This is a genomic window from Ruegeria sp. YTSA108, from assembly GCF_059610185.1.
This window is the reverse complement of sequence record NZ_JBXWND010000004.1, coordinates 104,671-129,478: the sequence shown is the minus strand read 5'-3', so window position 1 is coordinate 129,478 and position 24,808 is coordinate 104,671. Positions and strand designations below refer to the sequence as shown.

The window sequence follows — 24,808 nt, the reverse complement described above, 5'->3', positions numbered from 1 at the left end:
CCTTACAGTTTCACGCCCGAGAAGGACATGAAGGCCATCGCCATCAGACCCGCGGTGATAAAGGTGATCCCCAGACCCTGCAGGCCATCAGGAATGTCCGAATATTTCAGCTTTTCGCGCACCCCCGCCATAGCGGTAATCGCCAGCGCCCAGCCAAAGCCGGAGGACAGACCATAGGTCGTGGCCTCGGCAAAGTTATAATTCCGCTCGACCATGAACAGCGAGCCACCCAGGATGGCGCAGTTCACCGTGATCAGCGGCAGAAAAATACCCAGCGCGTTGTAGAGCGGGGGGAAATACTTGTCCAAGACCATCTCGAGGATCTGAACCATCGCGGCTATCACGCCGATATACGAGATCAGGCCAAGGAAGGTCAGGTCCACATCCGGGAACCCGGCCCAGGCCAGCGCGCCCGGCTTCAGCAGATAGGTCAGCAACAGGTTGTTGGCGGGAACGGTGATCGCCTGCACGACCATGACCGAGATCCCAAGACCCAGCGCGGTCGAGATCTTCTTGGACACGGCGATGAAGGTACACATGCCAAGAAAGAAGCTGAGCGCAAGGTTTTCGACAAAGATGGCCTTTACGGCCAGTGAGATAAGCCCTTCCATCAGTGCGCCTCTACCTGCTGGATTTTGTATTCACGTTCTTCGACCTGGTTCGGCTTCCATGTACGGAAGACCCAGATGATCAGGCCGATGATGAAGAACGCCGAAGGTGGCAACAGCAGCATACCGTTGGGTACGTACCAGCCGCCATTGTTCACAGTCTGCAAGATGGTGACACCGAACAGCGACCCGGCCCCCAACAGCTCGCGGATAAAGCCGACTAGCAGCAGGATCAGCCCATAGCCCATGCCGTTGCCAACACCGTCGATAAAAGATGCTATCGGGGGGTTCTTCATCGCAAATGCCTCGGCACGGCCCATCACGATACAGTTTGTGATAATCAGCCCAACGAAAACCGACAGGGTTTTCGAAATCTGGAAGGCATAGGCCTTGAGAACCTGATCCACCAGGATCACCAGCGACGCGATGATCACCATCTGAACGATGATCCGGATTGAGCCGGGTATCTGGTTGCGCAACATCGAAATGAACATCGACGAGAAGGCGGTCACGAAGGTCACAGCCAGCGCCATTACAAAGGCCACCTGCAACGAAGAAGTCACGGCCAGCGCGGAACAGATGCCCAGGACCTGCAGCGTGATCGGGTTATTGTCGACAAGCGGGTCGACCAGCATCTCTTTCTTGGTCTGAGACATCAAAACTCTCCTGCTTGCAGTTTGGCCAGGAACCGGGCGTAGCCCGCGTCACCCATCCAGAATTTCACTAGGTTATCGACACCAACCGAGGTCAGAGTGGCCCCAGCAAGCGCGTCGACATAGAAATCGGGACCGGCGGCGGGCTGCGACTTGGCGACGGTAATCTGCAGCTCGCCTGCATCGTCGCGCAATTTCTTGCCATTCCACAGACCTTTCCATCGCGGGTTGTCCACCTCGGCGCCAAGGCCGGGGGTCTCACCATGCTGATAGAACTGCAGGCCGTAGATGTCGTTGCCGTTACTTTCTAGAGCGATAAAACCATAGAGCGTCGACCACAGGCCATAACCATGCAGCGGCAGGATCACTTTGTCTAAATCGCCCGCATCATCGCGCAACAGATAGATCACTCGGTACTTGGCCTGACGACCAATACCCGCCGGGTCAGTGTCCAATGCTACGCTGAGTTCAGGATCACTTGCAGCAGCCTGGTCATCAAAGGTTGCCGGATCGAACTGATCGTCGACAAATTCGCCGGTGGCAAGCTCGAGCACATGCGGCTCGAACGCAGCGAAGGCTTCGGTCACATCTATGCCCGGCTCGAAGACACCAGCCACCTGCAAAACGTTAACCTGTTTGTCCTTCAGCGCGTTGGCTTCTTGCACCGGGCGCAGGCTGACCGCAGCGGCGGAGACCACCATCGAGGCAACAAGACAGACAGCAACGGCGACGAAGATCGTCTTGCCAACCGAATCCGGCGAGGCGGCCAGAAAGCGAGCCAATGCGCCCTTGGGTTCTTGAGGTTGCGGATCAGACATGGCGACGCGCCCTCCGTTTGATATTGGCCTGCACGACGAAATAGTCGATCAGCGGTGCAAAGACATTGCCGAACAGGATGGCCAGCATCATGCCTTCGGGGAAGGCCGGATTGATCACGCGTATCATCACAACCATCACTCCGATCAAGGCGCCATAGATATAGCGGCCCAGGTTGGTGTGGCTGGCGGAAACCGGTTCGGTCACCATGAAGGCCAGGCCAAATGCATACCCACCCAGAACCACATGCCAATACCACGGCATCGCGAACATCGGGTTGGTATCCGACCCGATCAGGTTCAGCAGCAGAGTAAATCCGATGGTCCCGGCCAGACAGCCAACGATCAGGCGGTAATTGGCAATCTTGGTCATCAGCAGGAAGGCCATACCAATCAAGCAGGCCAAGGTCGAGGTCTCGCCAAAGCTGCCCTGAATGGTGCCGTAAAAAGCGCTGGACCATGTGATCCCTTCGGCAGCAAGAGCCTGTACGCCCTCGGCCGCTGACACCGCCAGCGCGGTTGCACCCGAGAACCCGTCAACCGGGGTCCAAACCGAGTCACCCGACATCTGAGCAGGATAAGCGAAGTACAAAAACGCACGACCAACCAGCGCGGGGTTAAGGAAGTTCTTGCCGGTGCCGCCAAATACCTCTTTGCCGATCACCACACCGAAGATAATGCCCAAAGCCACCTGCCACAAGGGTGTAGTGGCCGGCATAATCAGAGTGTAAAGCATTGATGTTACAAGGAAACCTTCGTTCACCTCATGGCCGCGCACGGTGGCAAAGATGACCTCGAATATACCGCCTGCGACCAGTGTGACGATGTAGATAGGCAGAAAATACATCAACCCGTGCATCACATTTGCAAAGACACTGCTGGGGTCCAGCGAGATACCAAACATCTGCAGCAGAGCGATGCGCCAACCGGTGGCAGAGTCCGGCCCGAGGCTGGCGATGGCCGAGTTGGCCTGATAGCCGGTGTTCCACATCCCCCAAAGGATACAGGGAATGGTCGCGATCACGACATAGGTCATGATCCGCTTCATATCCACGTAAGACCGCGCATGCGGGGCCACAGAGGTCACGGTTTTCGGAGTGTAGATAAAGCTTTCGACCATCTCGTAGATGGGGAAATACTTTTCGTACTTGCCGCCCTTGGTAAAGTTCGGCTCGATCCGATCGAAGAAGCTGCGCAAACCCATTTGGATCAGCCCTCCTTTTCAATCTTGTTCAGGCAGTCGCGCAGCGCCAGCCCGTATTCATATTTTGCCGGACAGGCAAAGCCGACAAGGCCCAGATCCTCTTCGTCCAGCTCTAGCGCGCCCAGAGCTTGCGCAGTATCGGTGTCCATCACCAGTAGTGCCCGCAGCAGTTGCGTCGGCAGATAGTCCTGCGGCATCAGCTCTTCGAACGTACCCGTGGGCACCATGGCGCGGCGCCCCCCATTCAGATTCGAGCTGAGCGCGTACAGCTTTTTGGCGAAAGCAGAACCCAGCACCGGCTGAACCGCAAATTTCGAAGGCATCGGGCGGATCCAACCCATCGGAATCTGGTCGTGATCCTCACGGATGATGGTCATCTGCCTTGCAAAACGCCCCAGATAAGCCGTTGGGCCATCCGCATGCTGACCAGATAGGATCGAGCCCGAAATGATCCGTGCCGTGCCCTCCACATCAATCTCATCCCTGGTCAGGTCTTCGGTCGACGCTCCCATCACCGTACGGATCAGGCGCGGCTGACGGGCACCCGGGCCAGTCAGGGCGATCACCAGATTAGGGTCCAGATGGCCCGTCTGCATCAGGCGGCCAATGGCGATGACATCCTGATACCCGATGGTCCAGACCTGCTTTTCGCCCGCAAGCGGTTCGAGGAAATGGATGTGGGTTCCGGCCAAACCCGCAGGATGCGGACCAGAGAATGCCGCCGCCTCTACGTCTGGCAGATCGCTACCCGGAACTGAAGCACCGTCCTGCTGGCACAAATAGGTTTTGCCCTCGGTCAGCTTGGATACGACTACCAGACCATCCGCAAATGCTTTGCCCGCGTCATTGATGATGAGTTCTGCATCTCCGGCCAGTGGCTCGCTATCCATGGCGGTGACGAAAATCGCTGCTGGCTTGGTGCCCGGAACTGGCATCTTGGAATAGGGACGCGTACGGAAAGCGGTCCACAGCCCCGCGGCGCATAGCTTGGCGGTAACACCCTCGGCGCTGTCCGCATCACCAACACCCGAGAAATCGATACCCGTGTCGTTGGCATCCGCAACCTCGATCACAACGCTTTGCAAAACCCGGCGCGCACCACGGTTGATGGCAACGATCTTACCACTTAGCGGGGCGACCATCATCGCCTCGGGTGCGTCCTTGTGACAGAAAAGCGGAGTGCCACGTTGAACGTCATCCCCCTCCTGAACCAGCATTCGCGGTTTCAAGCCAAGGTAATCGCCCCCCAAAACCCCAACAGTCTTGAATTCTGGACCCGGATGGATGGTTTGTTCCGGTGCGCCTTGCACCGGCAGCTCTAACCCTTTTTTCAGTTTGAAAGTTTGCATGTCGCTACGGTCTTCCAAGCCTCTTTACCTGTGCCGGCTGAGCCAACACCTATCTAGTGTCAGACAATAACGCGAGAATTCCAAGCAGTCGTCGCAAAAGCGTCGAATTGCGACTGAAATCCGCGGCCGTCCCTCTGATTGTGGCCCCTTTACGCGGGGATGATACCAAAAGCAAACCTGTAACCGTCAAAATTCCCTCACGGTATTCACTTTCTTGTATCACTTTCGCTGAAATTGCCTGTCGCGCCCCGATCATGTCCGGTGTAAGCACCCTTGATGGAACAAATGAACGATCTGGAAATTTTTCTGGTAGCAACGCCCGGACTAGAGGCGCCGCTGCATGCCGAGGCCACCGAACAGGGATTCGCCGATGCTAAGGTCATTGCTGGTGGTGTGGTTTGTCGGGGCGGGTGGCCCGAAGTCTGGCGTGCCAACCTTTGCCTTCGGGGCGCAAATAAAGTTCTGATTCGGATTGGCAGCTTTCCCGCTGTCCATCTGGCACAACTGGACAAACGCGCCAGAAAATTTCCGTGGTCAGATTTCCTGCGCGCGGAAGTGCCGGTAAAAGTCGAGGCGACAAGCCGCAAATCGCGCATCTATCATGCGGGTGCCGCGCGCCAAAGGATCGAACGAGCGCTGGCCGAGACACTGGGGACTCCAATCTCGACAGATGCAGCCCTGCGCGTGCTTTTGCGGATTGAGAAAGACATCTGCACATTCTCGATCGACACCTCCGGAGAGCCCCTGCACAAGCGAGGTCACAAGACTTCCGTCGCCAAGGCCCCCATGCGCGAGACAATGGCGGCCATGTTCCTGCGCGAATGTGGCTATCACGGGACCGAACCGGTGCTGGATCCCATGTGCGGGTCGGGCACTTTCGTCATCGAGGCTGCCGAGATCTCGTTGGGCCTGCTTCCCGGTCGCACGCGTAATTTTGCATTCGAAAGCCTAAGGAGTTTTGATCCCGACATCTGGTCCGACATGCGCGCCGGGTCACCCTCCCCTGCCCCCGAGGTTCAGTTCTTCGGCTCCGACAGGAATGCAGGCGCAGTCGAGGCCGCAAAAGCCAACGCGGAACAAGCCGGTGTTTCGACCAATACAACATTTCATTGCCACTCCATCAGCGATCTGAAGCCCCCGCAAGGTGCTGAAGGGTTGGTGATCGTAAACCCTCCTTATGGCGCCCGGATAGGCGATGAAAAACGGCTGCGATCCTTGTATGGGAGTTTCGGCAAGGTTCTGATGTCACGCTTCAAAGGATGGCGCGTTGGCATCGTAACAAGCACCCCATCCCTGGCCCATGCCACGCGCCTTCCTTTGCTTCCGGCAGGGCCGGTAGTGGATCACGGTGGCACAAAAATCCGACTTTATCGCACTGACCGCCTGGTCTGACATGGGTCTAATCGCGGGGATTTTGAGCCTGTCCAAAGCCTGTTATTAATCACAAACCAGACCCAGAATCCCTCTTGCACATCCAAACCCTCAGGTATAGATCACCCGCCACGGTCGGAGTGTAGCTCAGCCTGGTAGAGCACTGTCTTCGGGAGGCAGGGGCCGGAGGTTCGAATCCTCTCACTCCGACCAATAAAGCAAGGTTTCAACTGCAAAAATTTTTTGCTGTTTGACCAATAAACCTACTTTTCCGCACAATTTGGTTCGAGGATTCACTGCATGAATCCAAGGTGATAGCTGTGTGGTATGAACTGCTTTACTCCCACGAAGTCAAAATGACGAACTGGTTGGCCTACAATGAAGCGTTGAAACGGCTCGGCGCAAGGAATGAGGCCCTGCGAGCCTCTATAAACCTCTGTCGCGCCATCAGGTAAAATTGAGACAACGAGCATCGCTGGAGGCGCGTCGAGGGCAAGATAAATTGTATCAAATTGCTCGGCCGGTGCTTGATGGCTTGCGACTTCAACCAGCAAGTCACAGAGTTACTGGCCCCTATCGACATCCTGAACGGTTACACAGCGAACGACATACAAATCACAAAGCGCGCAGGATATATTTGCCTACGCCCGTGGGCGGCGGCGATCATGCAGCTGTCATGAGAATGTTGATCAAGACTTCAAAGCTCCGCGATGTTGATATCCGTCGCGTGTGCGAAGTGGCACACCATGTCCTGGGCGTCGTCATTCCATCGCCCGCGCACGCCCCTGAGGCTCTTTCGCCGAAGGTGAGATAGGCCCCAAGATCAGGTCCGTAATTAACTGTGGTCGATGAACAGGAACCGGTTTCTCTGTATCGCTGGCTTCTGGAAAACAACCTGTAACCGCAAGCCTTGTTTCTTGGTGGCTCTGCCAAATCTGTCGCTCTGTCTGGCGTAATAGTCGTATTTAGCTTTCGCAATTTTTGATTATTGCTGATCATCAGGGTGTATTTGATGTATTCTTGCTGAATGTGCTGGGAATTGACCAGGAGGACGACCCAAACAAAGCGCTTATACAAAATTAGAAGCGACTAGGGAGGAATTTGATGATGTACTATAGGCTAAAGGCGGTCAGGGGCTGTCGGATAATGATAGCTGCGCTGTTTTCTACTCTCTCTTTGAGTAATGCGATGGCGCAAAGTAACTCTGAGAGCGAAACCACAATCCCAGAGCCCGGGCCGTCCATCACCTTCACATCCTGGACCGGCCCTTACATGCGAAGTCAGATGCTTGGGTTTGTGCGCCCTTATGAGCAAGCCAAAAACGCTGATGTGCATGTTGCACATTACAATGGTGGCATCTCGGAAATCCGCGATCAGGTCGAAAGCGCAAATGTGATTTGGGATGTGGTCGACCTTACGCAAGCAGATTCACTTCGCGCCTGCGAAGAGGGCTTGCTGGAGAACATATCTGACATAGAACTGCCTGATGGCGTCGATGGCACACCATTTCGAGAGGATTTTGTCGAAGGTGCCCTAAATGATTGTGGCGTAGGAGTCATCGTATGGGGCACCGCATATGCGTATAACAATTCTCAATTCGCAGAAACGCCTCCATCAACCATTTCGGATTTCTTCGACACAGAAACCTATCCTGGGCCACGTGCCATCCGAAATGATCCGACAGTGATCATGGAATGGGCCCTTATGGCCGACGGCGTAGCCCGCGATGATGTGTATCCAACGCTAGAAACCGAAGAAGGTGTTGAGCGCGCGCTGAAAAAGATGGACGACATAAAAACCGGCCTGCAAATCTGGGAAACCGGGCGTGAACCCGTACGTCTGCTGAACTCTGGCGACATTGCGATGTCATCGATCTGGGCCACTACCGGTGCAACGGCCGCCCAGGAAGACGGTTCCGATTTTACGGTCAACATGGACGGCCGTGTGATTGAGCTGGATCTGTTCGGAATACCAAAAGGAAGCCAGAATAAAGAAGAAGCCATTGATTTTATTCGCTTTGCTAGCAGCTCAAATTCGCTGGCCGATATGGTCGGGTACCTGCCAAATGGTCCAACCCGAAAATCTTCGATGACACTCCTGTCAGACGACGTTTTGGAGCGCATCCCGAACGGTCCGGCGTATGAAGACAATCTTTACATTCTGTCGGACGCCGAGTGGTGGGCCACCAACCACGGGCGCCTGGAAGAGGCGTTCCAGTCCTGGCTCGCAACCTCCGCCCGTCAGGGCGCTGCGGGTTCTACACGGTAAGCCGAAACAACAGGTCTAAGAGGTGCAAAATGAGTGATCAATCAACACAGAAACCTGACAATCTTGTAGCAAAGAGCGGCTTGTTCAAAGGTATGAATCCGACGATGGGTATCGCGTCGATGGTGATGATATTGGGGTTTGTGTTCTTCACGATCCGTGATGTTGAAGCTTCAAGTGCGATCTTTGCGACAGGTAAAGACTTCATCATCGGTAGCCTGGACTGGTTCTATGTACTGGTCGTTAACGCGGCACTGTTTTTCGTAATTTGGCTTATGATCAGCCGGTTCGGACACGTGAAGCTGGGCAAGGATGATGACGAGCCAGATTTTTCAACGTTTTCATGGATTTGCATGCTGTTTAGTGCGGGCTTGGGATCTGGTCTGATCTATTGGGGCGTTGCAGAGCCAATGTTCCATATCCAAGGCAGCCCATTCCTTGAACGGGCGGGAATTGAACCAGGTTCGGTTGACGCGGCGGTTTCTGCGGTAACGATCACGAATTTCCACTGGGGTTTCCACGGTTGGGCCCTTTATGTGCTGGTTGGCCTCTGCCTTGCATATTTCTCGTACCGCCATGGGCTTCCTCTGACTTTGCGCACCGCTCTTTATCCTGTCCTGAAGGAACGGATCTATGGTCCCTGGGGTCATCTCGTCGATCTGATTGGCGTATTTGGTACAATCTTTGGCCTCGCAACCTCATTGGGGTTGGGCGTCACACCAATCGCCGCCGGTCTTGAGGATCTTGGCTGGATGGCAAACACCCAGACAAATCAGTTGATCCTCGTCGCAATCATCACCTGTCTTGGCACGGCTTCTGCTGCATCGGGTGTTGGCAAAGGCGTGCGTATCTTGTCTGAAGCCAACGTTATGGCAAGTGTTGGCCTGCTGCTCCTGTTCATCATTCTGGGACCAACGGCATTCCTGTTGGGCATAACCATATCCGGATTTGGAGATTACCTCTGGACGGTGATACCCATGGGTTTCTGGATCAACGGTGAGCCCGAAAACCAATGGCAGAGCTGGTGGACGATCTTTTACTGGGGCTGGTGGATCGCATGGTGCCCGTTTGTTGGACTGTTCATTGCGCGGGTATCAAAGGGGCGGACGATCAAGCAATTCTGCTATTGCGTTCTTCTTATTCCAACCTCAGTCGTGATGCTCTGGATGGGTGTCTTTGGTGGCGCAGCAGCCGGGGTTGATCTGTTCTACGACGCAGGTGTCGTCGAGGCGGTCAACAATGACTACGCCGCTGGCGTATTCCAAACGGTCAAAGGATTTGGCTACACATGGTTGGTGTACCCGATCACAGTGTTGATTACTGTTCTGCTGATTTCGTGGTTTGTCACGTCTTCTGACTCGGGGACACTGGTGATGTGCACAATGCTGTCGATGGGTGACGAGCATCCGCCAATCAAGTTCCGTGTGTTTTGGGGTATTACCGCAGGCGTTGTTGCCGGTGTCCTAATGCTGGCCGGTGGGTTGAGCGCGCTACAGACAGCGTCCATCGTCGCAGGGCTACCAATCGCTGTGATCTTGTTATTCATGATCTATGGTATTGTCTCGTCGCTTCACGCTGAGCATCCAGTGCCCGATGTTGAGGATAAGTACGAAATGGAGTTCCTCAACAGATAGGCAGCCATTGTGGTTCAATTTGTCGAGAGGCAGTTACATCTGCCTCTCGACAATTACAGACATGGGTTTCGACCTGTCCGCGAAGCTTTCCTCGTTCTGATGTGAAGTTTGCCAAACTTTCTGGGAGCAAACGAATACGAAAGAACCTCTGCCTAATGGTTTCCACCAGCATCTCTGCTACCCGCGTGGTACAGCAACTGGATAGGCTTGTCGGCTCTCCATGGTGAGCCTCTCACACAATCTCGACCCGTGAACCAAAGGTACATTGTGGGGGATAGTCCGATCCTGGTCGTGATGGAGCGGTTTCTTTCGCCCATGCCTTCCATTGTCCCTTAAAGGTAATGCCCAAAGCCAAAAAACCAGGTTCGGAATGGAATGCAGGCTAAGTCTTCCGCCGTTTCGGGACAGAATCGCCACCTTTTGTAGATTTGGCCGCTGCGACTCGCGCTCGGTTCTTCTTGCTGCTTGACTTACCTTTGGGTGGAGGTGGACCCTTTGATGCTGTTCGGGCAGATTTGATATCGCCGCCTTTGGCTTCAGATTTACCGCCCTTACGTGCCTTTGGCTTTGCACCAACCGGTTTGAACAAGGCATCTGCCTCGTCTTTCGAAGCACGCTGGCGTTCTACTTTGGCTGATTTGACGGCCCTTGTGGGACGTTCTGCAGGGCTGGAAGGTGCCCGGCCCTCGGGTTCAGGCTTGCGACGTCCATAGGTTGCAGTGCCGCTCCGTTCGGTCGGAGTCGTATCTCGTTTGCTCGTAATCGGTTTGCCTTTTTGCTTTCCGATGGGCTTGGTCCGGCCAGTTGCAGCAAAGTCCGGTGCCGTGTCCAGACGCACGAGATTCTTGACCTTTTCGATCTTCATCTCGGGCCCAACGGCTGTCAGAAACCCTTCGACGCTGGGCTCACGGATCTCGAAATAGGTCACATCATCGGCAATCCGGATGGCCCCAATGTCATCCTTCGTCAGATTGCCTGACTTGCAGATCATCGGCAGCATATAACGCGGCGACGCATTTTGATTGCGCCCCTCGGACAGCGAAAACCAGACGCTGGGGCCAAAAGCCGCGCGCGGTTTCTGGCTTTGCCGATCGACCGTCGACAACTCTTCTGGCGCGGAATGACGCAGCTTGTACTGCCGCAGGTAAGCTGCTGCAATCTGCTCAGGGGTAAAGCTTTCTACCATTTTCTGAACTGCTGCGCGTTCACTTTCCGTGATCTCTGCTTGCCAGTCATCTGATGCGAACATTCTCACCTGATCGCGTTCGGTCACCTCTTCGGCTGACGGGGCTGTCCCCCAATCGGCGGTCAGCTTGGCGAATTTCAGAATACGTTCCGCCTTTTTCCGCGACGCGGGTGCAACCACTAGTGCGCTGACACCCTTGCGCCCGGCCCGGCCTGTTCGACCCGAGCGGTGCAGCAGTGTTTCATGGCTGTTTGGCAGTTCCGCATGGACCACCAAATCAAGGTTAGGCAAATCAATACCGCGGGCGGCAACATCCGTTGCCACACAGACCCTGGCACGCCCATCGCGCATGGCTTGCAAGGCGTTCGAGCGTTCGCTCTGGGTCAATTCTCCGGATAGGGCGACGACCGAAAAGCCCCGGTTTGACAGGCGCGCTGTCAGACGTGACACCATCGCGCGGGTATTGCAGAACACAATGGCGTTCGGCGCCTCATAATAGCGCAACACATTGATAATTGCATTCTCGCCGTCGCGCGGGCCGACCAACATAGCACGATAATCGATATCGGCGTGCTGCGTCTTTTCGCTGACGGTGCTCACACGTTCTGCATCGCGCTGATACCGTGTCGCCAGATTGGCAATCGCACGTGGGACAGTGGCAGAAAACAGCAAAGTTTGACGGTCTGATGGTGTTTCATCCAGAATGAATTCCAGATCCTCTCGGAACCCGAGATCCAACATCTCGTCGGCCTCATCAAGAACCACGGCGCGAATGGCCGTCAGGTCGATCGAGCCCCGCATGATATGATCCCGCAGCCGTCCCGGAGTGGCAACAACAATATGCGCGCCACGCGCCAACGCGCGACGTTCATCCCGAATATCCATGCCTCCGACGCAGGACGCCAGAAACGCGCCCGCATCGGCGAACAACCAGCTCAGTTCACGCTTTACCTGCAGCGCCAGTTCCCTTGTTGGTGCTACAACAAGTGCCAGCGGTGCGCCCGAGGTTTCGAAAGTCTCAGCGTCACCCAAAAGTCGCGGCGCAATCGCCAGGCCGAATCCGATGGTTTTACCCGATCCGGTTTGGGCCGAAACCAGCATATCCTTCCCTTCCAGTTCGGGCCGGGTTACAGCCTGCTGAACTTGGGTTAAGGTGTCATAGCCCTTGCGAGCCAGCGCATTTGCAATGGTTTGTTTCACAGCGGTGGTTCTTTTCATCGGTCAGGAGATGGGATTGTGCGGTATTGCAATCAATGCATCATCCATGGGTAAAGACAGCCCCTTAACGAGTGTCTTGACTATTGTATAGCCACGAACCGGGACAGATGCGCTGAAAATCCCGTATCCTGTCCGTACTGCTCCCTTTCAGTAGCGGCTTGAGACCCTCGCTGCATTCGGTTCAATTTGTTGAGACGCGGCAGAAGCGCAGGCTTGGGATAGTCAAAACAGGCGTTTTTCTGTAGAGCTTTCAACCGTCTGTAAACCCGCTGTCCCTGTCGGGCTGGCGGTCAACGTGACTACTCCTTCGGGAAATCTACTACAAGCAGTCGGATTCGATGGCTTCTACGACCACGTTATCTTCGAATTTAGGGCATGACGTTGAGCCAATGGCGCGGTCCCTCTTGCGTCTATGCAGACGCCAGCCGTTTCATTGCGCTCATGAGAGGCATAGCCCGCACACCTCCCTGCCCCTGCACTTCCTTGTCGTTGGCATAGACAAGGATGCGCTCTGAGGCGTCCAATTCTTCTGTCGCGATGTGAAACCCACGCGTGACCTTCGCTGATGTCGTCCGCTTGATCTCTATGGCCCAGAGGCCGCCGCGGGGAAGTTTCAACATCAAATCCACCTCAGCCCCTGCTGAAGAGCGATAGAAGCTTGCTTCTGTTCTGCGCGGTGCCGCGGCGATCAGGTTTTCGATGCAGAACCCTTCCCAACTGCCGCCGACAACCGGATGCCCAAGCAGGTCTTCCGGTGTTTCGATCCCAAGAAGCGCATGGGCCAACCCGGAATCGCGAATATAAACCTTGGGAGATTTGACCAAACGTTTTCCGGCATTGGAATGCCATGGCTGCAAACGGCGCACCAGCATCAGGTCGACCAGCAAATCAAGATAGCGGGCAACGCTCTGGCCCGATACGCCAAGGTTTCCCGCGAGTTTCGCCGCATTGAGTAACCCGCCTTGCTCATGGGCAAGCATTGTCCAGAACCGGCGCAATGTTTCCGCCGGGATGCGCAACCCAAAAGCCGGAACATCGCGTTCCAGATAGGTGCGGATGAAATCCTCGCGCCATGCCAGGCTGGTTTTGTCGTTCTTGGCAAGGAAGCTATCTGGAAACCCACCCCGCAACCACAGCGCAGAGATCGAGTCCGCTCCGGTTTCCGACAAAATGAAAGGCGTCAGCTCGTGATAGCTGACCCGGCCAGCCAAAGATTCTGCGCTTTGGTGCAGAAGCGTGTTCGAGGCCGACCCCAGCAGCAGGAATTGCCCAGTCCGATACCCTTGTCTTCGTCGTCGGTCAATCTGACCGCGTAATGCCTTAAACAGGCCGGGCATAAGCTGAACTTCATCGATCACCACCAGGCGCCCAACCTGCTCGTCGAGATAGAGGTCTGGCTCTTCGAGCACCTGGCGATCAGCAGATCTCTCCATATCAAGATAGACAGCGTCACGGCTTTCAGCGATATCCTGCGCGAGGGTTGTCTTCCCAACTTGCCGCGGCCCAAGCAGGACTACACCCGCCTGGTTCTCGAGAGAGTCTTCAACTGACTTCCTATCACCGCGCTTGATCATACCTTGCATTTATTCCATTTGATGGAAGATTTACAAGGTTAAAATTCCAAATTACTGTCCAGTGAAACCCTATCGTCTCGGCCCTTCACCCCAGAACCATGACACGCAAGTCTGGACCTTAGGTCGAGCATAATCGTGGAAAGCTGCGTCCCATTTGATCAAGAGAAAATAGAACCTGAGTACGTTCTTCTTTCTTAACTATTAAATTCGAAGAGTCCTCTTTGCATCCCTCAATTTCATTTCCATTGCCCTGAAGGGCGAAGCCAACTAGGTACTTGCCGCGCACAAACCCCTAAGAATCTGCGAAAAATCAAATCGCAGAAAGGACCAGGATCATGACCATACCAGCAATCAAAAACGCTGACACAGGCACGCTGGCTGGCTCGGGAATGCATATTCTGGTCGATCATTACGGCAGCCTATACCTAACCGACGTAATGCACATCGAAGAGGCACTGACCCGCGCGGCGCGGGAGGCTGGCGCAACGATACTGTCGGGCAAGTTCCACAAATTTGGCGGGCATGGCGGTGTGACCGGAGTGTTGTTGCTGGCAGAATCCCATATCTCGATCCACACTTGGCCGGAAAATGATTATGCCGCCATCGACATCTTCATGTGTGGCACAACGCAACCGGACAAAGCGGTCGCATATCTTGAGAAGCACCTGCGCCCTGCCCGAGTTGAAATTACGCGCGTCAACCGCGGTTTACCGGAACCAGTAGTCCCAACCGTCTAAGTAATATCCCATCAGTGCGTGCGATTGCAGTGTATTAGGTTCGGCATCGACCCGGTCGGTATCACCGCCAAAAATCTGTGCCGCGCGCCAAACATCATCGTCGAGATAGCTCAGCCCATCAGGCAGTTCGATTCTACGGTCGGTCAATGGTTCAAATGTAGCCAGAACAAACCCCCATTCGCCGAAGCTCGGCACGTAGCTGTGATAGGGAACCGCCTGCAGTCCCCGCCCGGGTCTTTGCGGATTGCGGCTGCTCTCGATCGTTTCGGCCACCGACCAAAAGGCCTGTCGGGCAAAGAACGGTGATCCGGCCTGAGTGACAAAGACCCCCTGCCCGCTTAGCCGTTCGGCCAGCAAGCCGTAGAATTGCTTGGTGTATAGCCTGGACAAGGCGATGGATTTGGGGTCTGGCAGATCAATGATCACCACGTCGTAAATCTGGATTTCCCGCTCCAGAAACCTCCAGGCGTCTTCGTTGACAACCGTCACGCGCGGGTCGCTGAGAGCATTGTCGTTCAGCTTGGACAGATCTGGATGGTCGCGAAACAACTGCGTCACACGCGGATCAAGATCCACCAGCGTCACGGACTGCACCTCGGGATAGCGCAGCACCTCGCGCGCGGCCATGCCGTCTCCACCCCCTAGGATCAGAATGTCACGCGCGCGCGGCGCAAGGGCCATGGCCGGATGCACAAGAGGCTCGTGATAGCGGTGTTCGTCAAGGGAATCGAACTGGATCGAATGATCCAGAAACAGGCGCACCCGGTCGCGGTACCGGGTGACGGTGATCTGCTGATACGACGTGGCCTCGGACAGGATGACATCATCTTCGAACAGTTCGGCCTCGGCGACCGAGACCAGCCGTTCGGACTGCCACAGTGCGCCCAGTGTTGCCACAAAGGCCACCGCCCAAACCGCAACCTGGACTCGCGTGGCCCATTCCCGAAACACCAACAGAGATAGGCCAGCGACGGCAAGGTTCAACCCTCCAAAGGCCAGGCTGGCCGACATCAGTCCCAGATATGGGATTACCAGCAGTGGAAAAGCCAGCGAGGCAACCAGCGCACCGATGTAGTCGACGCTCAGCACGTTTTCAAAGCGGAACTTCAACGCCCCAATCTGTTCCAGAACACGGGCGATCAAAGGGATCTCCATCCCCGACAGGATACCAATGGCAATCAAGGCGCCGTACAGCGGCAGGGCCACCTGCCCCATCCACGCGTAGTTCAGAAACAACACCGGCGCCAAAAATCCGCCGACAATGCCCAAAAGGATCTGAGCCCAGACAAATCCGGAAAACGCATCCGAGACAAAGCGCGATAGCCAGGCCCCGACCCCCATTGCTGACAGAAAGATACCAATCACCAGCGAGAACTGGCGGACGGAGTCCCCCAGCAGATAACTGGAGAGTGTGGCTGCAATCAGCTCATAGATCAGACCGGCGACGGCCACCAGAAAGGTGGCAAGCAACAACCACGCGGCGCGCGCCTCAACCGCGCGGGGCTGGGTCATGACAGGATGACGGCCGCGATGATGATGGACACCGCCACAAATAGCAGCCCGATCAGGATCGCCAACGCGATGTTTTGATCCTTTTCAATCTCGTGCACGACGGAAAACGGCGTCATCCAGTCGATCACCTTCCACACGACCCACATCAGCGTCACGCCCAGAAGGGTGTAGAAGATTGTGCTGATGATTTCTGCAATCTGAATTGCTGCTATATAATCCATTGATTCCTCACTATTTTATCCGATTTGACCGATAGTACCCGCCGCCACCGCTGCCGACCCGAACCGAGGTGTCCAAGTCACGGCTTTCGGCCCAATACCCATGCCACGAGACATAACCTGTGGCAGCCACGGCCAGGGTTGAAATGACGACGAAAATGATCCTGAAAGCTGTCACTTTAATCCTCATTTACCCAATCAGTTCCCGACCACCGGGCGCGTTGATGCAACCATTTGCGCCCGAACTGAAACAGGAACAGCGCTCCAAAAACCCCGGCCAGCGCGAATGTCCAAAGACCACTGGACAGTCCGGTTTTGACACTGACCTGCAACTGGCTGAACGGCTGCCCCGGTACATGGCCTACGCCCGACCCGGTCCAAAGCCCCTGCTCAGGCACGTCTAATACCAGTGTGTAATCGCCTGTGCGATCTGGTCGAAACGTCAGGCTCGCAAATTTGCTGCCTTCGCTCCACGATCCTTCCGAGTCGCGCCCGGTGTAATATTCGATCGTTCGGCCCGCCTCGAATACTGGCTCTCCTTCGGGATCAAGCAGCTCGATGTCCAGATAGATCCAACTGTTTTTGACATTGCCCGAGAAGGAAACGCGCGTCAGTTGGCTGTCGGCTTCAAGCGGGATTGTGATCTCGGCCGGGAAGTCGCCACGTTTTAGCGCCTGACGCTCTATCGCCCTCTCTCCTGATCGTTGAGAGAAAGAGACCGCCATCACAAAACAGAGGATCGTAAACACGAATAATACGACCAGCAAAAATCTATAGTTTGGGCCCTCGATGAAAGATTGCAGCGGATGCACCCGATGTGGGTTCAGGTTCAATGAAACCCCAAAAGCTGCTTCGGCCTGCTGTTTCGAAACATAGAACGAGCGATAGGTCTCACGCTCGGACCCGGTGGTCGAAAACCCCAGCATCGCCGTATCAGACATCGCCGAAATTGTGGTTGTCTTTTCCCCCAGTGACGGCGGCCAGGTGAATTCACCCTCAACATAGGTGACCGCGCTTGTGGTGGTCTCGTAATACACAAAGCGCCCAACCTCGGTGGTCACAGAGGGAGGAGATTCCGCGGTCTCAACCCACCTCTCCGACATCCAGGCCGATCCGCGATAGCGTCGTGAGAACACCAGATGCCCCGCCTCAAGCGTCAGCCAGGCATAGCCGTGGGTTGGCGAATAAAGCTGATGGTCTATCCATTGATAGACCCGTCCGCCCCAGCGTTCGGCATGCTCGATCAGACCAATTATGGTGAACTCGGCACCATACAACGACCCACTCATCCCAATCGAAAGCGGGGTTTCCGGGCGTTTCTGATCCTTGAACTGCCGCAATGTCCGATAGTTGTTCTGTGCATCCAGCTCGGCCCCGCAATACGAACAGATCTGCACGATCACCCGGCCACCGCCCAGTACATCCAGACCGGCGCCGCAGCAGGTGCAGTTGATCGAAAGAAGACTTGGATCTCGGGTCATGACTGCCGCTGAACCTTCACATCAAATGCGTCATACCACCGACCGTAGAACCAGATCGCATGACCGGGCCAGAATTCGCCGGACAACAAAGCTTCGTCCCCGGCGGAAGCGTTCACGAATTCATGGCTTTCCCCGACCTGAAGCACCTCATCGAACTGTCCACGCAGCGCGATACATTCGGCATGTTCAACTTCGGTAACCGTGAATGTGGCCGCGTCGAAATCCAGCGTTTCGCCCAGCTTGAACGGAGGCATGAATTTCGGCGTGTCCTTTTCGGTCAAGCGTTTCTGCCGAACGACATCTCCCTCATCGAGCGATATCCAGCAGGTGCGGCCATCACCATCGACACCGCAGAACTCATCCCAGAACCCCCGCCCGTAGGAATAGCGCGCATGACCAAGAATCAATGTCGACGTTCGACCCAGTTGCACTTGATCGCCTATCCCGAACAAAAGCGGTGCATCGTGCATCTCACCCTGCTGGCCCGCCGATTGAACCTGGACATCATTGATCATCAACGTCGTACCGCAGGACGCACAGGTGGCAACCTTTATCCCTTTCAGCGCAATCGGGGTTTGCGCACCGCAGTTTGGACAGTTCAAAGTCTTCATGCTTTCAAGTCGCGCAAAGAAAATGAAAGTTCAAGCCGTTATTGGTTCTGGAGAATACACGTCCGGTGCCGCCTTGCCCTTGTTGCCAGAATTCAAACAGGACCACTTAGGTGGAACTGAACATGCTGGCGGTTCTGTCAGAGGTGCCGTCAGCCCCAGCAATCATCTGAGTTAGTCGTGAAATAGGGTTTCAGCTGCGTCTTTGCTTATGGTTGTGCCCTTCCTGCCCGCAACGATATCCGCCAGATCGGCCAGTGCGCCGATGGCTGCAGATTTGCCGGTAAGCCGCGCAAACTGGGCGGCGGCCTCGACCTTTGGGCCCATCGAACCGGCGGCGAAATTGAACTTGGCCATGGCATCTGGTGAGGCGGCTTTTATGCCACGCTGAGTATCGGTACCCCAGTCCAGATAGGCACAATCAGCATCCGTTGCCGAAATGAACAAATCGGCCCCGACCTCTCGGGCCAGCAGCTCTGAGGCCAGATCCTTGTCGATCACCGCTTCTATCCCCTCCAGATAACCCGGAGAAGTATAGGCCGTGGGAATGCCCCCGCCACCGGCACAGATCACCACGGCTTGCCGTTCCAGCAGCCATTTAATCGGCCTGATTTGAAAAATCCGTTTCGGCAGCGGAGAGGCAACAACCCGTCGCCATTTGTCACCATCCGCACGAATTTGCCAGCCCTTGTCGGCGGCCAATCGTTCTGCCTCGGGTTTGTCATATACCGGACCGATGAATTTTGTGGGGTCGTCAAAGGCGGGATCCTTGGCATCGACCTCAATCATGGTCAGCAGCGTGGCCAGAGGCGTCTCGGGCGGCAGACGGTTGCCCAGCTCCTGCTCGATCATGTACCCGATCATGCCCTCGGTTTCCGCCCCAAGCACGTCCAGCGGATAGGCCTCATCCGGTTTATAGGCGTTGCCCTGTAGGGCCAGTAATCCCACCTGAGGGCCATTCCCGTGGGTCACAATCAACTCGTTCCCCTCGGCAATGGTGGCCAGCGCCTGCGCGGCGATGGCCGTGTTTTCACGCTGGTTCTCGGCGGTCAGGGCCTGACCCCGCCGCAGCAGCGCATTGCCCCCAAGGGCGACGACGATGCGCATGACTCAGGCCCCCAGAGTGGCGACCAGAACGGCCTTGATTGTGTGCATTCGGTTTTCGGCCTGTTCGAACTGAATACCGGCGGGGCTTTCGAATACCTCTTCGGTGACCTCCATTTCGGTGATGCCGAATTTCTCGTGGATGTCTTCGCCCACTTTAGTCTCGGTATTGTGAAAGGCGGGCAGGCAATGCATGAATTTGACGTTTGGATTGTTTGCCGCTGCCATTAACGCGCTGTTGACCTGATAGGGGGTCAGCTGCTTGATCCGGCTGTCCCAGACCTCTGGTGCTTCGCCCATCGAGACCCAGACATCGGTGTGGATGAAATCCACGCCATCCACGGCGGCCGCAGGATCATCGGTGATGGTCAGCGTCGCGCCGTAACGCGCGGCGGCTTCTTCTGCCGGACCGCGGAATTCGTCGGACGGCCACAGATCACGTGGGGCGGCGATGCGGACGTCCATCCCCATCATGCAGCCCGCGATCATCAGCGAATGGCCCATATTGGACCGCCCGTCGCCCACATAGGCGTATTTGATGTCATGCAGGGGCTTTTCTCCATATTCCTGCATGGTCAGCAGATCGGCCAGCATCTGGGTCGGGTGGAACTCATCGGTCAGCCCGTTATAGACCGGCACGCCCGCATTGGCGGCCAGAGTTTCCGCCAGTTCCTGCCCAAAACCGCGATATTCAATGCCGTCGAACATGCGGCCCAGCACGCGGGCAGTGTCCTTCATGCTTTCCTTATGCCCGATCTGTGACCCCGAGGGCCCAAGATAGGTGACACCGGCACCCTGATCCATCGCGGCCACTTCAAAGGCGCACATGGTCCGGGTCGAGGATTTTTCGAAGATCAGGCAGATGTTCTTGCCTTTTAGATGCTGGATTTCAGACCCCGCATATTTTGCGCGCTTCAGATCGCGCGACAGGTCCAGCAGATAACGCAGCTCACGCTGGTCGAAATCGAGCAGTTTCAGAAAGCTGCGGCCTTTGATGTTAAATGCCATTGGTCAATCTCCTTTTTTCAGTAATCGGGTTCAATAATCAACGGGGTCACGCCAGATCGGGCAGGTCATGCAATGCCCGCCGCCGCGTCCGCGCCCCAGTTCCGAGCCCGAGATCGTGATCACTTCGACCCCCGCCTTCCGCAGCAGCGTGTTGGTATAGGTGTTGCGGTCATAGGCAACGACCACGCCGGGCTCTAACGCCACCACGTTGTTGCCGTCGTCCCACTGCTCGCGTTCCTGATTGAATGCGTCTCCGCCTGTCTGCACGATGTTCAGAGATTTGATCCCCAGGCATTCGGCGGCCACATCGAACAGATGTTTGTCATCGCGCCGGAAGTCGATCGTGTCCTCTTTGTTTCCGGGGCGCAGGCTGATGCACTGGATGTCGTTACAGACATCAACATAGGCAGTCGCGGTCTCGCGGTCGCAATGGCTGAACACTGTATCCAGATGCATAGCCGCGCGGCTGCGGGGCATCTGACAGGCAACAACCCTCTCCGCCGCGCCTTTGGCAAACAGAGCGCGGGCAACCTGACCAACCGCCTGCGGACTGGTACGTTCGCCCATGCCGATCAACACACTGCCATTGCCCCAGGGCATGACATCACCGCCTTCGACCGTGGCCGCGCCGTGATCCGTGTCTGGGTCACCCCACCAGATCTCGAAATCTGCGTCGCGGAACTCGGGGTGGAACTTGTAGATCGCGGTCACCAACAGGGTTTCGGGGCGCCGCGCCGGCCAGTACATCGGGTTGACCGTAACGCCGCCATAGATCCAGCAACTGTTGTCACGAGTGAACTGCGTATTTGGAATCGGTGGGATCACAAAGCCCAATGGCCCCAGATAGCTGCCGAACATACCTGAGGGTTTGAACGGCATATTTTCGACCGCGATGCCGCCGATCAGATATCTGGCCAGATCCTTGGCCGCCATCTCATCCAACCAGCCGCGCAGCTCATTCAGCATACCGACGCCCACCTGATTTTCGGTAATGCGGCGGTCCAGAACCCAATTACGGGCTCCCTTGTCCTTCAGCGTTTCTGCAAGCAGCGTCTGGAATTCTAAAACCTGAACCCCGCGATCCTCCATCTTCATGCGGAAATCGGCATGGTCAGAGCGGGCTTTGTGCACCCAAAGAACATCGTCATAAAGCAATTCTGCCGCATTGCCGGGGGTCAGGCGGGAATGGGCCAGACCCGGTTCGCAGACCATCACCTTTCGAAGTTTCCCAATCTCGGAATGTGCGCCAAATCCAGTCATGATATCTCCTTTGATGTAATCGCGCCGGACTGCCAACGCAGCCAGACATGGATGGGCAACCCAGCCAACAGCAACAGGACGCCCCAGAAAACGACGTCTTTTCCAGCGCCGAAGATCGCCCAGAATGAATAGACAAAACCGAGACCCGCCAGCACAAAGGCCTGCGGTCGCAGGCAGGTGCGTTCTTTGCGTTTTGCGCGGATCATAATCTCGGCACCTGCGCACAGCAGGTAGGGAACCAGCGTGGATAGGGTGGCCAACAGAATGATGAATTCAAACTGTTCAGCCAGGGATCGGGTATAGTTCATAGCGATCAGAGCGCTGGCGAGCAGGCTTGAGGAGATCAGGCCAAATGCCGGCGTACCAGTCCGTGACACCCGGGCAAAACCGGCCGGGAACAACCCGTCACGCGCCGCGCCCAGTGGCACTTGCCCGGTCAGCAGCACAAATCCGTTGAGCGTGCCGAAGGTCGAAACGCAGGCCCCGACCGCGATGAATACCGCACCGCCAAACCCCCACATCACATGCGCAACATCCGCCAGCGGTGCGTTGCTTCCGGCCAGCGTGCCGGATGGCACCACCCCAAGCGCCACATAGGTCGTGGCGATATAGACCAATGCGGCAACACAGGTTCCGACAATCGTCGCAAGAGGGATCGTTTTGGTAGGGTTCCTGACATCGCCCGCCGGAACCGTTGCGGATTCGAGCCCCACAAAGGCCCAAAGCGTCAACGCCGCGCAGGCCGAGATCGCCGATATGTTCGACATTCCACTAAGGTTGGCCGGCCGGAAGTTGGCCGGTTGGACATGGGACAGTCCCAGCAGGATCAGCACCAGCAGCGGGGCCAGCTTCATCACCGTGGTCACCACTTGCACAATCCCGGCCTGCCGAACGCCGCGCAGATTGACCCAGGTGAGCAGCCAAATCGCACCAAGTGAGACCGCCAATCCCGCGAGCGCAGTTTCCCCAATGGCGGGCACCATAAAGCTGAGATAGCCAGCAAAGGCGACGGCAACGGCGGCATTCCCAGACCACAGCGCGATCCAATAGCCCCAAGCAATCAGGAAACCGGCAAAATCACCAAAGCCCTCGCGCGCATAAGCGTATGGCCCGCCGGTATTGGAAGACAATCGCGCCAGCCGACCAAAGATCAGGGCCAGCACAATCGCGCCACCTGCGGTCAGAACCCATCCCGCCATCGAGATTGGCCCGAACACGGCCAGAGAAGACGGCAGCAGGAAAATACCGGACCCGATCATATTGCCCACCACCAGCGCGGTGCACATCCAGAACCCAAGGGTTCCTTTGGGTTTAGATCGGGTGTCGGTGGGCATAATGCGACCTCATGCCAACGCGGAAAGGCTGAGCCCGGCCATGATGATGACGATCAGGATCAGTAAAAGCGGCCAAATGAACCTGAGCCAGCGTTCATAGGGCACACGCCCCAGGGCAAGCCCGCCCATGACCACCGCAAAGGTGGGGTTAATCAGGTTCACCAAACCGCTGGCTGACTGATAGGCCGTCACGACCAAGGACCGTTCTACGCCGGAAAAGTCTGCTAGCGGCGCCATGATCGGCATGGTCAGAACCGCCAGGCCCGAGGATGACGGGACGAGGAAGGACAACAGCCCCTGCAAGGCGAACATCGCATTGATAAAGGCCACTTTGCCCAAACCATCCACGGCACCTTCGGCCCAATACAAAATGGTATCTGTGATGCTTCCTGCGTCCATGACCACTACGATCCCGCGTGCGATCCCGATCACCAGCGCAACGCCCAGCAAATCCCGGGCACCGTCAACGAAGGTCGAGGTGAACTCCTCTTCCCCGATCCGTGCGATCAATCCCACGACTATCGAGGACACAATGAACAGGCCGGACATCTCGGCCATCCACCAGCCTCCTGCCGCGACACCCCAGATCATCACGCCAAAGCTGGCCGCAAAGATCAAAAGGATCAGCCCATGCATACTCGTAAAGGTCGGAGCTTCACCGCCCGTGCGGCCACCTTTGAGGAAATGCGCCTCATTGCTTTCGCGCTTGTCGGCAACGAAGGACAGATCCGGATCGGCTTTGACCTTGGCTGCATATCGCATGACAAAAACCACACAAGCCAACCAGCATGCCAGCAACAGCGCAAAGCGCAGCATTATGCCATTGGTGAAGGGCACCCCCGCCGCATCCGAGGCGATGACTGTGGCAAACGGGTTAATCGTCGATCCCAGCGTGCCAACCCCCGCCCCCAGCATGATGATGGCCACACCCACTACCGCGTCATAGCGCGCGGCAATCATCACTGGGATGATCAGCGCGTAAAAAGCCAGTGACTCTTCGGCCATGCCATAGATTGTGCCCCCCGCAGCAAAGAAGGCCATCAAGATGGGGATCATCCATTTCTCGCGCCCCTTCAGACGCACCATTGCGCGCGCAATCCCGGCGTCAATCGCCCCGGTTCGCGTTACAACTCCCAAAAAACCGCCAATCACCAGCACAAAAAGTGCAACATCAATCGCCCGCGCTTCATAACTGACAGGGTCATAGAACCCCCCGATAGGGGCCAGTACGACATCATAGAACCCCTGCGGATTGGGCTCGACAACCTGATAGCTGCCCGGTACCGGAACATCGCGTCCCAGGGCTTCGTTAGCGACGCGGTCATATTGGCCAGCGGGAACAAACCAGGTTGCAATGGCGACCAGTGCTATCAACGCAAACAGAATTGTATATGCAGTTGGAAACTTGAGCTTCATGTCATCAAACTCCTAAAAGAGCTGAGATTGGGTTTCGAAACTTCCGGTCTCTTCATACAGTCTCAATATGAGATTTCTAAGGATGAATGACCCCGAGGCGACCTGAACGGTTCTACATGAACGCCATTCGCTGGCGCTGCGCATTGACCTGCATCAATAGAATTCAGGCTGACGCCGGATTCAGGTTCGTCAGTTTTTGCTTTCCTACAGATCGTAAGTTGCTCATCTGAGTGCAGCGGTTAGCACCTTGCGA

The 24,808-nt window shown here is 56.1% G+C and carries 22 protein-coding genes and 1 tRNA gene; 6 read left to right on the top strand and 17 right to left on the bottom strand.

Annotation, left to right across the window (positions count from 1 at the left end; translation table 11 throughout):
* Positions 1–2: 2 nt before the first annotated feature.
* Genes nqrE through AC2FHW_RS07845 form a run of 5 tightly spaced genes read right to left on the bottom strand, consistent with a single transcriptional unit; the run spans position 3 to position 4,629 of the window.
* Positions 3–611 (bottom strand): NADH:ubiquinone reductase (Na(+)-transporting) subunit E, encoded by a 609-nt coding sequence (nqrE, locus tag AC2FHW_RS07865; protein ID WP_496677037.1) that lies wholly within the window; start codon positions 609–611, stop codon positions 3–5.
* Positions 611–1,264, bottom strand: coding sequence for an NADH:ubiquinone reductase (Na(+)-transporting) subunit D (locus AC2FHW_RS07860; protein WP_282021773.1), 654 nt, complete (start codon positions 1,262–1,264; stop codon positions 611–613). Before AC2FHW_RS07860 ends, nqrE begins: the two co-directional genes overlap by 1 nt.
* On the bottom strand, positions 1,264–2,079 hold the full coding sequence (locus AC2FHW_RS07855; protein WP_496677034.1) for a Na(+)-translocating NADH-quinone reductase subunit C: 816 nt from the start codon (positions 2,077–2,079) through the stop codon (positions 1,264–1,266). Before AC2FHW_RS07855 ends, AC2FHW_RS07860 begins: the two co-directional genes overlap by 1 nt.
* Positions 2,072–3,280: an NADH:ubiquinone reductase (Na(+)-transporting) subunit B gene (locus tag AC2FHW_RS07850; protein WP_282027194.1), complete on the bottom strand. Its 1,209-nt coding sequence runs from the start codon at positions 3,278–3,280 to the stop codon at positions 2,072–2,074. The genes AC2FHW_RS07855 and AC2FHW_RS07850 overlap by 8 nt, the downstream gene beginning before the upstream one ends.
* 5 nt (positions 3,281–3,285) lie before the next feature.
* Entirely contained in the window at positions 3,286–4,629 is a 1,344-nt protein-coding gene (locus AC2FHW_RS07845; protein ID WP_496708010.1) for a Na(+)-translocating NADH-quinone reductase subunit A, read from the bottom strand.
* Between the two features lie 276 nt (positions 4,630–4,905).
* On the opposite strand from AC2FHW_RS07845, the gene AC2FHW_RS07840 reads away from it, so the two are divergent.
* From AC2FHW_RS07840 to AC2FHW_RS07825, 4 genes are all read left to right on the top strand, one after another.
* The gene (locus AC2FHW_RS07840) at positions 4,906–6,021 is read left to right on the top strand and encodes a THUMP domain-containing class I SAM-dependent RNA methyltransferase (RefSeq protein WP_496821740.1); all 1,116 of its coding nucleotides are present in this window, start codon (positions 4,906–4,908) and stop codon (positions 6,019–6,021) included.
* A gap of 115 nt (positions 6,022–6,136) precedes the next feature.
* Positions 6,137–6,213, top strand: a tRNA-Pro gene (locus tag AC2FHW_RS07835).
* A gap of 975 nt (positions 6,214–7,188) precedes the next feature.
* The gene (locus AC2FHW_RS07830) at positions 7,189–8,268 is read left to right on the top strand and encodes an extracellular solute-binding protein (RefSeq protein WP_271948936.1); all 1,080 of its coding nucleotides are present in this window, start codon (positions 7,189–7,191) and stop codon (positions 8,266–8,268) included.
* A 29-nt stretch (positions 8,269–8,297) separates the two neighbouring features.
* Positions 8,298–9,899, top strand: coding sequence for a BCCT family transporter (locus AC2FHW_RS07825; RefSeq protein ID WP_271948938.1), 1,602 nt, complete (start codon positions 8,298–8,300; stop codon positions 9,897–9,899).
* Between the two features lie 382 nt (positions 9,900–10,281).
* Here the strand turns inward: AC2FHW_RS07825 and AC2FHW_RS07820 are convergent, their stop codons facing one another.
* Together AC2FHW_RS07820 and AC2FHW_RS07815 are read right to left on the bottom strand one after the other, a co-directional pair.
* Positions 10,282–12,303, bottom strand: coding sequence for a DEAD/DEAH box helicase (locus AC2FHW_RS07820; RefSeq protein WP_271948940.1), 2,022 nt, complete (start codon positions 12,301–12,303; stop codon positions 10,282–10,284).
* 410 nt (positions 12,304–12,713) lie between these two features.
* Positions 12,714–13,877, bottom strand: a complete 1,164-nt coding sequence (locus AC2FHW_RS07815) for an ATP-binding protein (RefSeq protein WP_496821738.1) — start codon at positions 13,875–13,877, stop codon at positions 12,714–12,716.
* A gap of 335 nt (positions 13,878–14,212) precedes the next feature.
* Between AC2FHW_RS07815 and speD the strand changes: the two genes are divergently transcribed.
* Entirely contained in the window at positions 14,213–14,614 is a 402-nt protein-coding gene (gene speD / locus AC2FHW_RS07810) for an adenosylmethionine decarboxylase (RefSeq protein ID WP_142636388.1), read from the top strand.
* Here the strand turns inward: speD and AC2FHW_RS07805 are convergent.
* Genes AC2FHW_RS07805 through AC2FHW_RS07785 form a run of 5 tightly spaced genes read right to left on the bottom strand, consistent with a single transcriptional unit; the run spans position 14,585 to position 18,340 of the window.
* Complete coding sequence (locus AC2FHW_RS07805; protein WP_496676948.1) at positions 14,585–16,126, bottom strand: polyamine aminopropyltransferase; 1,542 nt, start codon at positions 16,124–16,126, stop codon at positions 14,585–14,587. The two genes, speD and AC2FHW_RS07805, sit on opposite strands and share 30 nt — an antisense overlap.
* Positions 16,123–16,347 carry a DUF350 domain-containing protein gene (locus tag AC2FHW_RS07800; protein WP_142636390.1) on the bottom strand — a complete coding sequence of 75 codons (225 nt, stop codon included), beginning with the start codon at positions 16,345–16,347 and terminating at the stop codon, positions 16,123–16,125. Before AC2FHW_RS07800 ends, AC2FHW_RS07805 begins: the two co-directional genes overlap by 4 nt.
* A gap of 10 nt (positions 16,348–16,357) precedes the next feature.
* On the bottom strand, positions 16,358–16,522 hold the full coding sequence (locus tag AC2FHW_RS07795; protein ID WP_185956671.1) for a hypothetical protein: 165 nt from the start codon (positions 16,520–16,522) through the stop codon (positions 16,358–16,360).
* A gap of 1 nt (position 16,523) precedes the next feature.
* Positions 16,524–17,825 (bottom strand): DUF4178 domain-containing protein, encoded by a 1,302-nt coding sequence (locus AC2FHW_RS07790; RefSeq protein ID WP_496821736.1) that lies wholly within the window; start codon positions 17,823–17,825, stop codon positions 16,524–16,526.
* Positions 17,822–18,340 carry a DUF4178 domain-containing protein gene (locus tag AC2FHW_RS07785; RefSeq protein WP_496710031.1) on the bottom strand — a complete coding sequence of 173 codons (519 nt, stop codon included), beginning with the start codon at positions 18,338–18,340 and terminating at the stop codon, positions 17,822–17,824. The genes AC2FHW_RS07790 and AC2FHW_RS07785 overlap by 4 nt, the downstream gene beginning before the upstream one ends.
* Between AC2FHW_RS07785 and AC2FHW_RS07780 the strand changes: the two genes are divergently transcribed.
* Positions 18,333–18,611 (top strand): hypothetical protein, encoded by a 279-nt coding sequence (locus tag AC2FHW_RS07780; protein WP_496710030.1) that lies wholly within the window; start codon positions 18,333–18,335, stop codon positions 18,609–18,611. The genes AC2FHW_RS07785 and AC2FHW_RS07780 overlap by 8 nt on opposite strands.
* On the opposite strand, the gene arcC is transcribed toward AC2FHW_RS07780, so the two are convergent.
* From arcC to AC2FHW_RS07755, 5 genes are read right to left on the bottom strand one after another with little or no spacing between them, the layout of a single operon-like run.
* Positions 18,608–19,540 (bottom strand): carbamate kinase, encoded by a 933-nt coding sequence (gene arcC, locus AC2FHW_RS07775; protein ID WP_496728791.1) that lies wholly within the window; start codon positions 19,538–19,540, stop codon positions 18,608–18,610. The two genes, AC2FHW_RS07780 and arcC, sit on opposite strands and share 4 nt — an antisense overlap.
* 3 nt (positions 19,541–19,543) lie before the next feature.
* Entirely contained in the window at positions 19,544–20,545 is a 1,002-nt protein-coding gene (gene argF / locus AC2FHW_RS07770; protein WP_142636395.1) for an ornithine carbamoyltransferase, read from the bottom strand.
* Positions 20,546–20,575: 30 nt separating this feature from the next.
* Positions 20,576–21,805 (bottom strand): arginine deiminase, encoded by a 1,230-nt coding sequence (locus AC2FHW_RS07765; RefSeq protein WP_271948956.1) that lies wholly within the window; start codon positions 21,803–21,805, stop codon positions 20,576–20,578.
* A complete protein-coding gene (locus AC2FHW_RS07760) occupies positions 21,802–23,139 on the bottom strand; it encodes an amino acid permease (protein WP_496821734.1) in 1,338 nt (445 codons plus the stop codon). The genes AC2FHW_RS07765 and AC2FHW_RS07760 overlap by 4 nt, the downstream gene beginning before the upstream one ends.
* A 9-nt stretch (positions 23,140–23,148) precedes the next feature.
* Entirely contained in the window at positions 23,149–24,555 is a 1,407-nt protein-coding gene (locus tag AC2FHW_RS07755; protein ID WP_496676931.1) for a YfcC family protein, read from the bottom strand.
* Positions 24,556–24,808: the final 253 nt, after the last annotated feature.

Bases quoted from the DNA above. Each gene is read 5' to 3' on its own strand.
- AC2FHW_RS07830 (WP_271948936.1), top strand. From the start codon at position 7,189: ATGGCGCAAAGTAACTCTGAGAGCGAAACCACAATCCCAGAGCCCGGG.
- AC2FHW_RS07855 (WP_496677034.1), bottom strand. From the start codon at position 2,079: ATGTCTGATCCGCAACCTCAAGAACCCAAGGGCGCATTGGCTCGCTTT.
- AC2FHW_RS07755 (WP_496676931.1), bottom strand. From the start codon at position 24,555: ATGAAGCTCAAGTTTCCAACTGCATATACAATTCTGTTTGCGTTGATA.
- AC2FHW_RS07785 (WP_496710031.1), bottom strand. From the start codon at position 18,340: ATGATCAATGATGTCCAGGTTCAATCGGCGGGCCAGCAGGGTGAGATG.
- AC2FHW_RS07845 (WP_496708010.1), bottom strand. From the start codon at position 4,629: ATGCAAACTTTCAAACTGAAAAAAGGGTTAGAGCTGCCGGTGCAAGGC.
- AC2FHW_RS07850 (WP_282027194.1), bottom strand. From the start codon at position 3,280: ATGGGTTTGCGCAGCTTCTTCGATCGGATCGAGCCGAACTTTACCAAG.
- AC2FHW_RS07805 (WP_496676948.1), bottom strand. From the start codon at position 16,126: ATGACCCAGCCCCGCGCGGTTGAGGCGCGCGCCGCGTGGTTGTTGCTT.
- argF (WP_142636395.1), bottom strand. From the start codon at position 20,545: ATGGCATTTAACATCAAAGGCCGCAGCTTTCTGAAACTGCTCGATTTC.
- AC2FHW_RS07765 (WP_271948956.1), bottom strand. From the start codon at position 21,805: ATGACTGGATTTGGCGCACATTCCGAGATTGGGAAACTTCGAAAGGTG.
- AC2FHW_RS07840 (WP_496821740.1), top strand. From the start codon at position 4,906: ATGGAACAAATGAACGATCTGGAAATTTTTCTGGTAGCAACGCCCGGA.
- AC2FHW_RS07820 (WP_271948940.1), bottom strand. From the start codon at position 12,303: ATGAAAAGAACCACCGCTGTGAAACAAACCATTGCAAATGCGCTGGCT.
- AC2FHW_RS07815 (WP_496821738.1), bottom strand. From the start codon at position 13,877: ATGATCAAGCGCGGTGATAGGAAGTCAGTTGAAGACTCTCTCGAGAAC.
- nqrE (WP_496677037.1), bottom strand. From the start codon at position 611: ATGGAAGGGCTTATCTCACTGGCCGTAAAGGCCATCTTTGTCGAAAAC.
- speD (WP_142636388.1), top strand. From the start codon at position 14,213: ATGACCATACCAGCAATCAAAAACGCTGACACAGGCACGCTGGCTGGC.
- AC2FHW_RS07825 (WP_271948938.1), top strand. From the start codon at position 8,298: ATGAGTGATCAATCAACACAGAAACCTGACAATCTTGTAGCAAAGAGC.
- AC2FHW_RS07790 (WP_496821736.1), bottom strand. From the start codon at position 17,825: ATGACCCGAGATCCAAGTCTTCTTTCGATCAACTGCACCTGCTGCGGC.
- AC2FHW_RS07860 (WP_282021773.1), bottom strand. From the start codon at position 1,264: ATGTCTCAGACCAAGAAAGAGATGCTGGTCGACCCGCTTGTCGACAAT.
- AC2FHW_RS07800 (WP_142636390.1), bottom strand. From the start codon at position 16,347: ATGGATTATATAGCAGCAATTCAGATTGCAGAAATCATCAGCACAATC.
- AC2FHW_RS07760 (WP_496821734.1), bottom strand. From the start codon at position 23,139: ATGCCCACCGACACCCGATCTAAACCCAAAGGAACCCTTGGGTTCTGG.
- arcC (WP_496728791.1), bottom strand. From the start codon at position 19,540: ATGCGCATCGTCGTCGCCCTTGGGGGCAATGCGCTGCTGCGGCGGGGT.